This window comes from Emticicia sp. (assembly GCF_043780375.1).
Taxonomy (GTDB): domain Bacteria; phylum Bacteroidota; class Bacteroidia; order Cytophagales; family Spirosomataceae; genus Emticicia.
In genome coordinates this window covers 41180-57394 of record NZ_JAYWCU010000245.1, presented here as the reverse complement: position 1 = coordinate 57394, position 16215 = coordinate 41180, and the positions used below count along the sequence as shown (strand labels likewise).

At 36.6% G+C, this 16215-nt stretch carries 9 protein-coding genes; 5 read left to right on the top strand and 4 right to left on the bottom strand.

Translation table 11 applies throughout. The features are described from left to right. Window positions 1-5036, bottom strand: a 5036-nt coding sequence (locus ACH2CJ_RS18610) for an immunoglobulin domain-containing protein (RefSeq protein ID WP_394995144.1), incomplete at its 3' end; no start/stop codon positions are given. A gap of 1155 nt (window positions 5037-6191) precedes the next feature. Between ACH2CJ_RS18610 and argH the strand changes: the two genes are divergently transcribed. After that, window positions 6192-7550: an argininosuccinate lyase gene (gene argH, locus ACH2CJ_RS18605; protein ID WP_394995141.1), complete on the top strand. Its 1359-nt coding sequence runs from the start codon at window positions 6192-6194 to the stop codon at window positions 7548-7550. Between the two features lie 175 nt (window positions 7551-7725). Here argH and ACH2CJ_RS18600 read toward each other — a convergent pair whose 3' ends face one another. Then, window positions 7726-8799 carry a glycoside hydrolase family 130 protein gene (locus ACH2CJ_RS18600; protein WP_394995139.1) on the bottom strand — a complete coding sequence of 358 codons (1074 nt, stop codon included), beginning with the start codon at window positions 8797-8799 and terminating at the stop codon, window positions 7726-7728. Between the two features lie 101 nt (window positions 8800-8900). Here ACH2CJ_RS18600 and ACH2CJ_RS18595 point away from each other — a divergent pair, with 101 nt between their 5' ends. Both ACH2CJ_RS18595 and ACH2CJ_RS18590 read left to right on the top strand, forming a co-directional pair. Continuing rightward, the gene (locus ACH2CJ_RS18595; protein ID WP_394995136.1) at window positions 8901-9689 is read left to right on the top strand and encodes a cyanophycinase; all 789 of its coding nucleotides are present in this window, start codon (window positions 8901-8903) and stop codon (window positions 9687-9689) included. Between the two features lie 107 nt (window positions 9690-9796). Beyond that, window positions 9797-10954 (top strand): AIR synthase related protein, encoded by a 1158-nt coding sequence (locus ACH2CJ_RS18590; RefSeq protein WP_394995134.1) that lies wholly within the window; start codon window positions 9797-9799, stop codon window positions 10952-10954. A gap of 115 nt (window positions 10955-11069) precedes the next feature. Here the strand turns inward: ACH2CJ_RS18590 and ACH2CJ_RS18585 are convergent, their stop codons facing one another. Beyond that, entirely contained in the window at window positions 11070-12233 is a 1164-nt protein-coding gene (locus tag ACH2CJ_RS18585) for a sigma-54-dependent transcriptional regulator (protein WP_394995132.1), read from the bottom strand. 246 nt (window positions 12234-12479) lie between these two features. On the opposite strand from ACH2CJ_RS18585, the gene ACH2CJ_RS18580 reads away from it, so the two are divergent. Further along, on the top strand, window positions 12480-14030 hold the full coding sequence (locus tag ACH2CJ_RS18580) for a phytoene desaturase family protein (RefSeq protein WP_394995129.1): 1551 nt from the start codon (window positions 12480-12482) through the stop codon (window positions 14028-14030). A 58-nt stretch (window positions 14031-14088) separates the two neighbouring features. Here ACH2CJ_RS18580 and rlmN read toward each other — a convergent pair whose 3' ends face one another. Continuing rightward, window positions 14089-15135, bottom strand: coding sequence for a 23S rRNA (adenine(2503)-C(2))-methyltransferase RlmN (gene rlmN, locus ACH2CJ_RS18575; protein WP_394995126.1), 1047 nt, complete (start codon window positions 15133-15135; stop codon window positions 14089-14091). Between the two features lie 153 nt (window positions 15136-15288). Between rlmN and ACH2CJ_RS18570 the strand changes: the two genes are divergently transcribed. Then, a complete protein-coding gene (locus ACH2CJ_RS18570) occupies window positions 15289-16086 on the top strand; it encodes an SDR family oxidoreductase (RefSeq protein WP_394995123.1) in 798 nt (265 codons plus the stop codon). The last annotated feature ends 129 nt before the right edge of the window (window positions 16087-16215 follow it).

Sequence of the window (16215 nt, the reverse complement as noted above, 5' to 3'; positions counted from 1 at the left end):
GTGACACTGTATGTTCCTGCTGCCAAGCCTGTTAAATCTTCCGTTGTTGCTCCGTTGCTCCACAAGTATTTCAATACTCCCGTACCACCACTTGCCGTTAAGTTCGCCTTTCCTGTTAAATCTGCATGACAAGTCAAGTTCGTACCAATAATACTCGCTATTACTTTCGTTGGTTGTGTAAGCGAAGTTGTTGCTGTCCCTATACAACCTTTTGTATCTTGTACTGTAATAGTGTAAGTTGTATTTGGGTCTAAACCTGTAAATAAATTTGACCCAGCGGCTGGTGTTGTAAATGTTCCACCATTTATACTAAATGTATATTGTGGTGTACCACCATTTCCTGTTGCTAAAATTTTTCCGTCTTTTGCACCATTACAACTAATATTTGTTGGTGTTAAACTAACTGTCGGTAACGGATTGACTGTTAAAATTGCATTATCAGAGGCTGAACATTCTTTGACATTTAGAATAGTCTTACAAGTTGCTACATAAGAGTATGAGCCTGCACTTTGTCCGTTGATATTGATAGTTGCCCCCGTAGTACTTCCTGCAATATTTGGTCCTGTCCAAGAGATAGTTCCACCTAAACAACCTGTGGCTGTCAGCGTAGTTGAAATATTTGCACATATTTCTTTATCATCAACATTTAGTGTAACGAGAGGATTGACAATAACGATTCCTACGTCGGAAGCTGAACAAGTTTTTCCATTGGCTGTAACCGAACAAGTGGCAGTATAGGTACCTGCTGCACTAACTGTAAGGCTTGTTCCTGTTGTACCTCCTGTCCATGTTACTGTTCCTCCTGTGCAACCCGTTGCTGTCAATATACCTGTTGTTCCATTACAAAGTGTTAAATCTGGCACATTGATTGAAACTGCAGGATTAACTGTAACAACCCCTACAGCAGAAGTCGAACACGCATTTCCATTAGTTATAACTGTACAAATGGCAGTATAGGTACCTGCTGCACTAACTGTAAGGCTTGTTCCTGTTGTACCTCCTGTCCATATTACTGTTCCTCCTATACAACCTGTTACTGTCAACATAGCTGTTGCTCCATTACAGATAGTTAAATTTGGAATTATATTTGTTGGTAATGGATTTACTGTGATTGTTGCAGAAGTTCTTGAACTTTCACAGTTTGCTAAAGTGCAACTTGCATAATACGTTGCATCTGCTGTTATATTATTTACCGAAAACGATATTCCACTTGCTAAAACTGTAGTACCCGTTGCGGTGGCATACCATTTTACTATTCCTGAGCATCCTGTTGCTGTAAGCATTGCATTATCGCCTGAACAAACATCAACCGAGACAACAGTTGGTGCAGGAGTGGTAGATGGTGGCCCGCAACATCCATCTATTTTAACATCATCTATTTCCCATACCGAACATCCACCTGTTGGATTATAACCTACGATTTCAAAGTCATAAGTTGTCTGAGAACTTGAAATAAAATCGGCATCATTTGTAAAACTAATTGTCTTCTGAACCCAAGTTGATGTTAGACCACTGATAGCCTCTTCATATATTTTAGTGCCATTTTTGAAAACGAGGACAGCTAAATTCTGAGAACCACCTGTGGCACAATTATAGCCAGTTCGTTTATAACGGAATGAAAGTTGTGTAACCTTGTGGGCATTCCCTACATTTGGCTTAACGGTAGTGCTAAACCTTACTGCTCTTTCTTCGTGGCTACCATAAGTTGTGCCATCTAAACCTCTGATACACATTGCGGCTCCGCCGTTGCCATCAGTAACACATGAATGCGTATTTACGTCAGGGTTTATTCTAAATATAGTAGATGCACTAATATTTGCACAACCTCCAAAATTAATAACTGGGGTGAATTCTCCATACCAGTTTCCACCTGAACCTGTATCACAACTGTTCATATTCCAAGAAACTAAGGTCTGTGGTGTACAGTTTGGTGCACACGGAGGGGTATTATTGCAGTCTGTTTTCACTGTAACATTCACTGTGGCAGTAGCCGAACAAGTTTTACTACCTGATGTATAAGTAGCCGTTACGGTATAAATTCCAGCATCGCTTGCTTGAATATTGGTTAATGAAACACTTTGCATGCTGCTAAATACTGTACCATTAGGTTTTTTCCAAGAATAAGCAATCGTACATGGAACATTTCCTTGGAAAGAGGCATTTAAGCTCATATCTCCACCCACACAAACATTGTTGCTTGATGCCGTTGCGAATAATGGAAACGGTGAAATTGGATCTAAATTAAAGTTCAAATCGCCATGCTTAGATGAAGACGACCAGTTATTTACACCGTCATTAGTAATAATGATATTGAACCATCCACTACCCCCAAATTTTGCGGTTTCGTTTAGGTTAGCACCAGTACCTATTTGGAATGAGAAACTATTGGTAGTATAAGTACCCGTAAGATCTTTATAAATACCACCCGCATCACCTGTGAAAGTTCCTACAGTAACATTTGGATAATAATACCAATCATTAGTTGCTGGATTATAGCCATCACAATGTGTATTTTTATATGGACTTCCCATTGGGGGGGTAGCTGTACGTCCACCATAATTTACTGACAATTTGATACAATCGCTTGCTCCTCCTCCTACTGCACAAGCAGTAATATCAAGAATGGCGGTTCCATCACAATACTCAGTTAATTTACCGGTTTTGACTTTAAAATATTTGTAGTCTGATTGGGTCGAGCTTATCAAGTCATTAAACCAAATCGCATAAGGTGTATTATTATTACACTCAATATTATCTTTGACTACCCTCGTTCCTGATAAGCAAATTGGGTCATTACCAGTACACGTGCCGCTTGTAGTAATTTTTATAGAAGCAGCAGCACTTGTACAGTTACCTACATTACAAGTTACAGTATAAGTAGTAGTGATAGAAGGAACAACTACGATGGCAGTACTTGTTGCACCAGTATTCCAAAGTAAAACTCCACCTGTACAATTAGATACTTCTAAACCTACTGATTGGTCTGGACAAACAGTAGTACCTGGCTTAGCAGTAATAACTGGTGTTGGCACATTACAACAACTTAGGAAACCTCCTGTTGATGTTCCGTTAACATAATTTTCATTAACTGAAGACACAGCATTATTAATATCAGAAAGTGAATAGGTCGATGAACAACCACCCAATGCTTTATTTGCTTCATCTAAAAGAAACTGTACATTCTTCCCAGAGAAAGTGCCAGAGTTAATTATTAAGTTTTTAAGATTTGTTGATGATGAACCAAAATTAACATCATAATTATCGAAACCAACATTAAGTGTTAAAGCAACAACTTGCCCAGCAAGAACATTACTATAAAGACCACCAATGTTAATTAAAGTACCTGATGGTAAAACAGAAGGGGTACTACCAGATGGTAAGAAATCCTCAACTGCCTGTGAAGTAGTAAGTTTCAACAGTTTAGTACCACAACCAACGGTTAAGCCACTTGGGAAAGCCCCTACAAAATTAGCATCTCGGTAAACTCCTGGGTTTTCTCCGTTTCCTTTGCTTCCCCAACCACCCTGTGTTTGTGTACGGAAACCAATACAGTTATCTCCTGGTTGTGTAATAATAAATTGCCACATTTTGCTACATCCTTGTGCATCAGTCACAGTTACCCAATATACCCCCGCTTTCAAATTAGTACGGTCTTGTGTTGTAGCACCATCGTTCCATAAATAAGTATATGGGGCAATTCCGCCAGTAACCGTTACATCAATTGCTCCATTTGTACCATTTATTGTTGTAACATTGGTTATATTACCCGAAATAACTGTATTACATTCTTGACAAGTAAGTGTAGTAGTTACTGTACCCACACAAGTTGGGATGTTAACTGTTCTTACATAAAAAGTATAGGTAGTACCTGGAGCCGACGACGCTGACAAACCTGTGAATTCATTAGATGTTTGTTTGGTTGCAAAATTATCTTTACTGTATTCATACGTACCAGTACCACCAGTTGCAGTAACTGTAACCGAGCCATTGCTCTTTGTGCAAATTGGCGATATTGTACTACTAATGACTAAAGAAGGTGGTGTACAAATAGAAGTAGGAGGCGATACATATACTCCACTTGTACCCGAAGTCATGCTAAATTTGTTAGTCTTTGAATACCACCCTCCAACAAAAATACCATTACTCAAAGAAGCAGTATTTCCGAAGGGCTGATTACTACCATCCAAATTATCGGGTGAGCCAGTAGTCAACCAATATCCTGTAAAAAAACCTCCACCATTAAAATCAGCTCCACCATTGACTAATGCACCCGAACCGTCATTTAGTCGAGGACCTTGTGGAAAAGGCAAAGGCGGATTACCTCCACCACCACTACTGTTTATGTCGCCAGCAACATTTATAAAGTTTGTTGGCTTAAGATTTCCTGCTGGAATTATACCACCACCTGATTGAAATTTTACCTGACCATTATATCCATTACTAAAAATGGCATCACTATCCCATCTCAAAATAAATATATCTCCCGCATCACCAGTAATAACAATTTGGCTGGAAACTTGCAATCCGCTGGTAATGTTGATCACAAAAGTCTGGTTGATATTATTCTGCGTGTTTAAACCATTTAATGAGGTTGAGGAAACATTAGAATAACCACTGGTAGCAGATAATGAATTTATTTGATTAAATGCACTTTCAAGGTCCGCGTTTAATCCATTAATAACAGTTGATTGATTTAAAGATGCCGTAGCTTGACCTGCATTTTGGTCAACTATACCTTGCCAAGCACTCAATGTATTATCATTTGTAAAAATCGTTCCTGCAAACGGAACACTACCAGAAGTTCGTTCAGTAGCGATTGTTCCTTTAATAGCCATATTTCCTGCAAAGCCCTTCGTGGCACCTTGCCAGTTTGCATCGACGCTACCATTTGTAAAAACCATGTGATAATTTGGCAGGTTTCCAAGGTTCACTCCACCCAATATAGTTTGAGCAAATGAAGAGTAGGTTGCATAAATACAAAATGCAGCAAGAAAAACGCTCCTACGTAGTAGAGTTTGGACGAAATTATTCATCATTTTAAAATTGTAAAGGTTCACTCAATAGTATAAAACAGTAATATTTTAGCCCCGCGAAGGAGGTTTACTCGTATTGTATTTAATAACTCAAAATAGTATGGAAGGTTTCTGATAAGTTAATAAAAATATCAATTTCAAAAACCACATTTATATTCAAAAAGGTATAAAATTAAAAAATTAGGCACAATGAGAGGCTTTACCAACCATTGGCTTATATTCTTTAAAAGCTTGTATTTGCATTTTTTACTTGATTCTCTATTACAAAAAAAGAGAAGTGTGAAAACAAAAAGAATGTAGCGAAAGCCACGCTTCTTCGGAGAAGAGTAACAGCGTAATTATTCATCATTTTTATATTGTAAAGGTTCACTCAATAGTAAATAACTGTAACATTTGGCCCCACGAAGGAGGTTTACTTGTTTTAAACTTATGACTCAAAATAGTATGAATTGTGCCTGATAAATTATTAAAAATATCAATTTCAAAATCCACATTTATATTCAAAAAGGTATAATATTCAAAAATCAAGCCCAATGGAAGTTTTACCAACAATTGGCTTATATTCTTTAAAGCTTGTGTTTACTTTTTTTACTTGACTCTACTTGTGCAAAAAATGAGAAGTGTGAAAACAAAAAGAATGCAGCAAAATCTACATTTCTCCTAAGAAGAGTAACAGCGTAATTATTCATCATTTTTATAGTGTAAAGTTTCATTCAGCAGTAAAATTTAAATCCCACGAAGGAGATTTACTTGTGTTAAACTCATTTATTAAAATAATATGGAATGTAACTGATAAATTATAAAAAACCAATTTCAAAATCCACATTTATATTCAAAAAGGTATAGAATTCAAAAATCAAATCTAATCAAGTATTATGGCACGATATTTGAAACCAACAATTGCCTCCTCTTATCTAAATTCGTGCCAAACCTGTAACTATGATTCCAATATTTTTTTTCATTAAAAATATATAAAAAATGATGTTTTTAATTAAAAAAGCCACTATTTAAAATTCTGGAATAAAATCCATTGCTCTAACGTCTGCAAAAACCATGCTAAAAATTAGCATGCGGATACACTCATCCAAAAAACTCTTAAATGACTTCATTTCCAAAGAAAATCACCGTTACTTTGTGGTGTAATAAAACCACAATCAAGTGAAACTTTGGCAAAAGGAAAGCAGTAAAAAAAAATCTAAAAGGGAGGATATCCTCCGAGTTGAAAAATTTACGGTTGGCGGAGACCGTGAAATGGATATGTATTTAGCAGAGTTTGACGTACTCGGCTCAATGGCACATGCCATTATGTTAGAGAGTATCGGCTTACTCGAAACCGAAGAATTAGGGTTGATTCTCAAAGAATGTCGAAAGATATATAATGATATTTTAAATGGCAAGTTTTTAATAGAAAAAAATATTGAAGACGTACATTCACAAGTAGAATGGCTACTCACACAAGCACTCGGCGATGCAGGAAAAAAGATTCACAGCGGTCGCTCTCGCAACGACCAAGTATTGGTCGATTTAAAACTTTTTATGCGTCATCAAGTACGGCAGGTTGTAACCCAAGGCGAGCAACTTTTTCATAAACTGATCGAACTAAGTAATAAACATAAAAATGATTTATTGCCTGGCTATACACATTTGCAAATCGCTATGCCTTCGTCGTTTGGGCTGTGGTTTGGTGCTTATGCCGAAAGTTTGGTTGATGATATCGTAGTAATGCATGCAGCTTATAAAGTAGTCAATAAAAACCCATTAGGTTCGGGAGCTGGCTATGGAAGTTCATTCCCATTAAATAGAACTTTGACTACAAAACTGTTAGGTTTCGACGACCTTAATTATAATGTAGTATATGCCCAAATGACTCGTGGAAAAACGGAGTATGTGGTACTTTCGGGACTTACTTCATTGGCTACAACCCTATCGAGAATGGCGATGGATATTTGTCTCTATAATTCTCAGAATTTTAGTTTCTTGACCCTTCCCGACGATTTTACGACAGGCAGCAGTATCATGCCTCATAAGAAAAACCCTGATGTGGCCGAACTTTTGAGAGCAAAAACAAATCGCCTTAAAGGGCTTCCAACTGAATTGGCTTTCGTTACAAGCAATCTCCCAAGTGGCTATCATAGAGACATGCAGATTTTGAAAGAAATTTTGATGCCTGCTTTCGACCAGATGTTAGAGTGTTTGGATATTGCTCATTTCATGCTTTCAAATATTGAAGTAAAAACAAATCTTTTGGAAGATAAAAAATATGACCCGATTTTTTCGGTAGAGCGGGTCAATGAATTAGTGATGCATGGCTTACCTTTTAGAGATGCGTATTTGCAAGTAAAAGAAGAGATTTTTGGCGGAAGCTACGAAGCACAACGTGAGCTGAATCATACGCTCGAAGGAAGTATTGGTAATTTATGTAATGACGAAATTACGAAAATGATGAACAAAACCATCAATGATTTTGACTTTGATAAAGTTGATGAGGCTTTAGAAAAATTATTAAATTGGGAGTAATATATATTAGACTTGTTGCAATGGAAGATTATTCGTTTAAATTTTCGTCCGTAGCTTCACTACGAACTCAAATTTAAGCCTCAATCAAGCAAAAAATCACTTGATTTTATAAATCGAAACTCCCATTGCAACAAGTCTATTGGGAGGATTTTAAAAAAACCTCCCAATATTTCTCTTATTCTTTACTAACAGCCACTGCAATCTTAGAATCGGCTGTACCATAATACAAAAACCATTTATTCTTAAAATTTACCAAACCTTCTACAAAAACTACGTGGTTTACTTGTCCTTCGAGTTCGTAAGGTTTGTCGGGTTCAAAGAAAAAAGTTTTTGAGCGGTCAATAATTTTTGATGGGTCATTTTTGTCAAAAAGCAATTGTCCTGCACGGTAGGCATTTCTGCTATCTTTGCTTTTATTCTGAAAGCCTTTGTTGGCACTATTATATATAAGGAATATACCATCATTACGAATAAATGCCGCAGGACCAGATTCGACCAGCCAACTATCAAAATTATCATCACGTGGCTTTACGATTGGCTTGGGTTTTCCTGACTCATCTTCCAAAATTTTCCAGTCGGTCAAATTATCCGAACTTGCCAAAAACAAATTGGTATCGCCCCAATACATCCAATATTTGCCATTAATTTTTGTTGCTACAAATCGCTCACCTACTTTCTTACAAATGATTGCTCCAGATTTTGACCACAAACTTTCATTTTTAGGCTCTTTAAATGCCAATCCTTCTTTTGTCCAATTTTGTAAGTTTAGCGACGAAGCAATACACAGCCGAGCTGTTTTTCCGTCATAAGCTGTATAAGTCAAAATATATTTCCCATCTTCTGTTTCCACCAAACGAGGGTCTTCGCAACCACCTGGATATTCGTATTTTTTCATAAAATCATTGGCAGGAAAAAAAACAGGTTTTGTCTGACGCTTAAAATGAATACCGTCTTCACTCACTGCCAAACCCAAACGAGAAGTCCCTTGCACAACTTTCAAAGTATCTTCTGCTCGATAAAGCAAATAGACTTTTCCGTCACGCACCACCGCCGAAGGATTATATACATCTTTTGCTTCCCAATTAATAGTTTTTTGAAGAATTGGGTCATTAAAAGTAGTAGTATCGACTGCACTCAAAATGGGGTTTTCGGAATCCTGTTTTACAAATTCTGTAAGCTGCCAAGCTTGTTGCGTAGTATTTCTGCAAGAAGCAAACGCCAAAAGCAAAAGAATTAAACTTTTTTTCATAGATTTGATAGAGAAGTATAAGTTTAGTTAAATATAATAATGACTGAAATATACTTCAAAATCACCTACTAAAAAGCATTTAAAAAATTTATTCTGAAAAAATGACTCGAAAATTATTACTCGCTCTCTTTTTATTGTCCAATTTAAGTTTTGCCCAAGAACGACTAATTTTAATTGGCGGTGGCAAACGAACACCCGATATTCTGACAAAATTCATAGAATTTAGCGGCAATGAAAATGGCAAAATACTGGTCATTCCGTGGGCAAGTGGCGAGCAAGAAAAGGCTTTTGAAAATATTAGAAATGAAGTAGCAGATCTTTCAAAAATTTCGGTTGAAAATGCTCCATTATCTCCATTAAATGCTGAAACGAAAGCTAAACTTTTAACACAACTTAAAACAGCAAAAGGCATATTTTTTTGTGGTGGCGACCAAAACCGAATCATGGAGGTTTTGAAAGATGAGGAATTATTCAAAATGATGCACGAAATGTATAAAAATAGCGTAGTTTTTGCAGGAACAAGTGCAGGAACGGCAATTATGTCGGAAATTATGATAAGTGGTGAAGGTGATTTCAAGTTAATTGACGGCTCAAAAGTTGAAACAAAAAAAGGCTTAGGTTTAGTCAATGAAATGATTGTGGACCAACATTTTATCAAGCGACAAAGACAAAATCGTTTGATTGGTTTGATTTTCAAAAACCCGACTTTGCTCGGCGTTGGCATTGACGAAAATACGGCTTTAGTAGTGGAGCAAAACCGCTATGCAGAAGTATTAGGCGAAAGTCAAGTAATGATTTTCGAAGCATTGAAAGCAACTAATGAAATGAAGTTTGTTATGCTCCAAAAAGGCGAAAAATTTGATTTGAAGAAGAGAAAAAAAATAAAATAATAATGCGTTTTTTCACAAAAATTAATAAGAAATAGACAATTTTTAACTATCTATTTTACATTATACATTAAACAAGTACCTTTGCAGTTCAAAAAAGAATTCTGAAAATGACTGACCGTTATATGCAGCGTGGCGTTTCTGCCGCCAAAGAAGATGTTCATAAAGCAATCGAAAAACTCGACAAAGGGCTTTTTCCGAAAGCATTCTGCAAAATTTCACCCGATACCTTGGGCGGAGATGCCGACTATTGCAACATCATGCACGCCGACGGTGCTGGCACAAAAACATCATTAGCATATCTATATTGGAAAGAAACGGGTGATATTTCGGTTTGGCGTGGCATTGCCCAAGATTCAATCGTGATGAATACCGACGATTTGATTTGTGTAGGAGCTGTTGGCCCAATGCTTATTTCGTCGAGTATTGATAGAAATAAAAATAAAATCTCAGGCGAAGTAATCGGAGAAATTATTAACGGTACGGAAGAATGCTTGGAAATGCTTCGTAGCAACGGCATTGAAATTTACAGCACAGGCGGTGAAACCGCCGATGTAGGTGATTTGGTACGCACGATTGCCGTTAATAGCACTATTGTTGCACGAATGAGGCGAAGCGATATTATTTCAAACGATAATATCAAAGCGGGCGATGTAATTGTAGGCTTGGCTTCGTATGGTCAAGCAACTTACGAAACAGCATACAATGGCGGTATGGGAAGCAATGGTTTAACCTCAGCACGCCACGATGTTTTATCAAAAATTTATGCTGAAAAATACCCTGAGAGTTTTGATGAAGAAATTGATTATTCGCTTGTTTACAGTGGCGGAAAGCAATTAACCGAAGAAATTATAGGTACAAACATCGGTAAACTTATCCTCTCCCCTACTCGCACTTATGCACCTGTGGCAAAAGTATTTTTAGACGAACTTCGTCCGCATATTCATGGCATGGTGCATTGTAGCGGTGGAGCTCAAACCAAGGTTTTACATTTTATCGAAAATCTACACGTCATTAAAGACAATCTTTTCCCAATTCCTCCACTTTTCAGATTGATTCAAAAGCAAAGCGGAACATCTTGGAAAGAGATGTATAAAGTCTTCAACATGGGACATCGTTTGGAGGTTTATCTTGACGAAGTTCATGCTCAACGAATTATCGAAATATCACAATCATTTGGAATTGATGCCCAAATTATCGGTAGAGTTGAGGCAGCAGAAAACAAAAAAGTAACGATAAAAAGCGAATTGGGAGAGTTTGTATATTAAGTCAATTAGACGATAGCAAAGGAATCTATTCGATAGCTATCTTTCTGAAATCATAAAAAGCCATGTTGAGAAACTCAACATGGCTTTTTATGATCTGTCGTCGTCCTTAGACTATTTAAAATCCGATTCCTGCATACAATTTCACATCATCAAGTGTGATTGTTGGCCCACACATAATCACGAGGCGTTCTACCACGTTGCGTAGCTCACGCACATTTCCTGACCATGGCAAATTTTTCATATACTCCAACGCATCCGCTTCAAAATCTTTGGTAGCATCACCATATTCTTCGGCAACATCATTCAAGAATTTATCTGTTAATAAAGGAATATCATTTTTGCGGTCAGCCAAAGCAGGTACATGAATTGGAATAACATTCAGACGATGAAATAAATCTTCACGGAAATTCCCTTCTGCAATTTCTTTTCGTAAATCCTTGTTAGTTGCCGCAATTACACGCACATTGATTTTTATTTCTTTATCGCCCCCTACACGAGTGATTTTACTTTCTTGCAAAGCACGAAGCACCTTTGCTTGGGCAGAAAGGCTCATGTCGCCAATTTCATCTAAGAAAAGTGTACCGCCATCGGCTTGTTCAAACTTACCAATTCTTTGCTTAATTGCCGAAGTAAAAGCTCCTTTTTCATGTCCAAAAAGTTCACTTTCAATCAATTCCGAAGGAATCGCCGCACAATTTACTTCCACCGAAGATTGATTGCAACGGTTACTTTTCTCGTGAATTTGCTTGGCAACCATTTCTTTACCCGAACCGTTAGGGCCAGTTATCAATACACGTGCTTCTGTTGGAGCAACACGGTCGATAGTTTCCTTCACTTTCTTGATAAGGTCAGACTCGCCAACAATTTCATTGATTTTATAAATTCTTCTTTTAAGAACTTTTATTACTTGCACATCTTTGCTCTTTTCAATGGCATTCCGTACTGTTACGAGCAAACGGTTTAAATCAGGTGGCTTTGTAATAAAATCATAAGCTCCACGTTTGGTGGCTTCTACCGCATTTTCAACGTTTCCGAAAGCCGAAATCATAACAAACTGAGTCATTACACCTTCTTCTTTGGCTTTCAACAGCATTTCAAGTCCATCAAGTTTCGGCATCTTTATATCGCAGAGAGCTACATCATACTGGGTTTTTAACAGCATTTCGAGTCCCTCTTCGCCATCTTTTGCTTCATTTACTTCGTATTCTTCATATTCTAAAATGTCACGCAAGGCATCTCGAATACTTTTTTCGTCATCAACAATCAGTAATTTTGCCATTAGTGGTTCTACGCAGGAATAGGGTAATTAATCTTATAATAAATAGGTTATTTCTATTAGGACGCAAAATAATGAAAAAAAACTCAATTTTAGCGATAAATTTGTTTTTTTAAAGATACCAGAGGCAAAATACGAGGTATGTGATATTTTTTAATATCAGTTATTACTGTTTTTTAAAAATATTAATAACACATCTTACCTAATAAATGTTGTAAAATTAGTATCAATTTTAGATGTTAAGTTTTTATGAAAGCAGCAATCATCGGAGCAGGAATTGGGGGAATTGCAACGGCTATTCGCTTGGCAAATAAAGGTTATGAAGTAGCCGTTTTTGAAGCAAATAGTTATTCAGGAGGCAAATTGAGTCAATTTCAGCAAGGCGATTATCGTTTTGATGCGGGACCTTCGTTATTTACGATGCCACAATTAATAGGCGAGCTTTTCGAGCTGTCAGGAAAAAAAACTACCGACTATTTTGAATATATAAAACTACCCGAAGTATGCAAATATTTTTGGGAAGATGGCACTCGATTAGACGTTTCGGCTGATATAAATATTTTTGCCAAAGATGCAGAAAAAAATATTGGTGAACCTGCCGAAAAAATTTGTAACTTCCTGAAAGACAGTGCTTTAAAGTATGAGATATTGAGTGGTCTGTTTTTGGAAGATTCGCTTCATAAACTCTCAACTTGGACTTCAAAGAAAGCTTTTCGAGGATATTTTAATTTGCATAAGTTAGGTATCTTCAGCACAATGAATGAGGCAAATGAAAGTTATTTTTCGACAAAAAAAGCCGCTCAATTATTCAATCGCTATGCTACTTATAATGGCTCTGACCCTTACCAAACTCCTGCTACGCTCAATATTATTCCGCATTTAGAATACAATATTGGGGCATTTTTCCCGAAAGATGGAATGTTTGGCATAACTCAAAGTTTGGTTCGATTGGCAAAAGATTTAGGTGTAAAATTTCATTATAATTCGAAAGTTGAGGAAATAATTGTAGAAGAGGGAAAGACAGTAGGAATCAAAATTAGAGAAACAATAAATGAGAGGCACGATGAACAAAATTCATCGACGGAACGCCGCCCGACGGATCGCCGCCCGACGGATCGCCGCCCAATTCTGATTTATCATTCATCAATTGTAGTTTCAAACATGGATGTTACGCCCACTTATAGAAAGCTATTGCCAAATGAAAAACATCCTAATAAAATACTAAATCAAGCCAAAAGTGGCTCTGGACTTATTTTTTATTGGGGAATCAAGCAAGAATTCAAGGAATTGGGATTACATAATATCTTTTTTTCGGATGATTATCGAACCGAATTTGAATATCAGTTTCAAAAAAAAACAATTTATAATGACCCAACCATTTACTTAAATATTACATCAAAATACAAAAAAAATGATGCTCCACAGGGTTGTGAAAATTGGTTTGTTTTGGTCAACGTCCCTGCCAATGAAAATCAGAACTGGAACAAAATTATTGCCGAAACTCGCCAGAATGTGATTGATAAATTAAGCAGAAATTTGGGCATTAATGTAGCTAATTTGATAGAAAATGAGTCAATTCTTGATCCTCGAAGCATTGAATTTAAAACTTCTTCGGCACAAGGAGCATTATACGGTAATAGCTCCAACAATAAATTTGCGGCATTTTTGCGACACGCCAATTTTTCGTCAAAAATAAAAAACCTTTATTTTGTTGGTGGAAGTGTACACCCAGGCGGGGGAATTCCATTGGCTTTATCATCAGCCAAAATTGTGGGAGCAATGATAAAAGATATACGATAAGTGCTTAGAGCCAAAATCACCAAGAAATTTTCTTAGTGATTTTTGAAATCTATGAAATTTAAGCCAATTGTGGCTCTTTAATAGCCAACTGCCCGCAAGCGGCATCAATATCTTTGCCTCGGCTGCGTCGAATATTTACAATTACACCTTTTTCCTCCAAAAACTTAGCAAATTTCGTCAATTTATCTTCCGAAGTATTCACGTAATCGGCTTCGGCAATTGGGTTATATTCTATGATATTTACTTTTGCGGGTACTTTTTTTGTAAATTCCCATAACTCTTTGGCATCTTGCAGTGTATCATTGAAATCATTAAAAACAATGTATTCAAAAGTAATTCTGTTACCCGTTTTTTTGTAGAAATAATTCAATGCTGTTGCTAAATTTTGTAACGTATTGGTTTCGTTAATTGGCATAATTTCGTTGCGTTTCACATCATTTGCAGCATGAAGCGACAACGCCAAATTGAACTTAACGCCATCATCGCCCAATTTCTGAATCATCTTGGCAATACCAGCCGTACTTACCGTAATTCGCTTGGGAGACCAGTTTAGCCCTTCGGGTGAAGTAATATAATTGACCGATTCAATAAGTCCATTGTAGTTGAGCAGAGGCTCACCCATACCCATATACACAATATTTGTAAGTGGTTGTTGATAATGCTCTTCGGCTTGTTGTTTTATCAAAACCACTTGGTCGTAAATTTCGGCAGCATCTAAGTTTCGTTTGCGTGCCATGTAGCCCGTTGCACAAAATTTACAAGTAAGTGAACACCCCACTTGCGATGAAACGCAAGCCGTCATGCGGTCGTCGGAAGGAATAAGCACACCTTCCACTAAATTCCCATCAAACAGTTTAAAGCCTGATTTAATAGTTCGGTCATTGCTAATTTGTTTTTTTAATACTGAAACTGCTCGAATTTCAAAATTTTCTTTCAATAACTCACGCGTCTTCAACGACAAATTGGTCATTTCATCAAAACTTATTGCCGATTTTTTCCAAAGCCATTCCGAAACCTGTTTTGCCCGAAAACCCTGCTCACCATTTGCCGAAAGCCAAACTTTAATTTGGTCGGTTTTGAGTTTTCTTATATCTTGCTTGTCCATACCCACTACCTCCTAAAAAGGAATTTTTTTTTATTTATTCAACAAAGTTCCGAAATATTCGTTGGTTTTACCAAGAATAATGAATTATCATAGAAAAATAGTAGTTTTGTTTTTACTAAACCATATAAAGATTTAGAAAATTGTATTCAAAAGATGAAAAAATTTGAAAATAAAGTTGTTTGGATTACAGGAGCATCGTCAGGTATTGGCGAGGCCACAGCTTATCAATTTGCTAAAGAAGGTGCAACACTAATTCTTTCAGCAAGGCGAGAAGATGAACTTTTAAGAGTAAAACAAAACACGGGTTTACCTTCACATCAAGTATTCATTTTGCCGATTGATATTGAGAATATCGAAAAAATTTCTGAAAAAGCCAAGCAAGCCATCGAACATTTTGGCAAAATAGATGTGCTTTTCAATAATGCGGGTATTTCACAGCGAGGCTCGGTTTTAGATACAGACATATCTGTTTATCAAAAAATATTTAATCTTAATTTCTTCGGAGTTATTGCTCTCACAAAGGCGGTTTTGCCTTTTATGAAACAACAAAAAAGTGGACAAATTGCCGTTACCAGTAGTGTTTCAGGAAAATTGGCAACACCAATGCGGTCAGGATACTGTGCTTCAAAACACGCATTACATGGTTTTTTTGATGCTCTACGCTCAGAAATTTACCAAGATAATATTAGTGTAACACTTATTTGTCCAGGTTATATCCATACCAATATTTCGTATAATGCAGTGGCTGCCGATGGTAGCAAATTTGGCAAGATGGACGAAAACCAAGCCAATGGAATGTCGCCAGAAGAATGTGCCAGTCGAATTGTTGAGGCAATTTATAAGAAAAGAGATGAAGTTTATATGGGTGGTAAAGAAGTTTTGGGTGTTTATCTAAAAAGATTCTTCCCAAGAATATTATCAAAACTTTTACGTGGACAAATGCCGAGATAACTAACAGTCAACTACCAATTATCATAATAAATACTAATTATTGAGTTGCTTTAGGTTTAGAAAAAAGATTAGTTTTTTGAATTTAACATCAAAAAACCAATCTTTTTTAATTATATCTTATCTACTTTC

Coding starts and splice junctions, on each gene's coding strand:
- ACH2CJ_RS18600 (WP_394995139.1), bottom strand. CDS start 8,799: ATGAAAAAAAGTTTAATTCTTTTGCTTTTGGCGTTTGCTTCTTGCAGA.
- ACH2CJ_RS18595 (WP_394995136.1), top strand. CDS start 8,901: ATGACTCGAAAATTATTACTCGCTCTCTTTTTATTGTCCAATTTAAGT.
- ACH2CJ_RS18590 (WP_394995134.1), top strand. CDS start 9,797: ATGACTGACCGTTATATGCAGCGTGGCGTTTCTGCCGCCAAAGAAGAT.
- ACH2CJ_RS18585 (WP_394995132.1), bottom strand. CDS start 12,233: ATGGCAAAATTACTGATTGTTGATGACGAAAAAAGTATTCGAGATGCC.
- ACH2CJ_RS18580 (WP_394995129.1), top strand. CDS start 12,480: ATGAAAGCAGCAATCATCGGAGCAGGAATTGGGGGAATTGCAACGGCT.
- rlmN (WP_394995126.1), bottom strand. CDS start 15,135: ATGGACAAGCAAGATATAAGAAAACTCAAAACCGACCAAATTAAAGTT.
- ACH2CJ_RS18570 (WP_394995123.1), top strand. CDS start 15,289: ATGAAAAAATTTGAAAATAAAGTTGTTTGGATTACAGGAGCATCGTCA.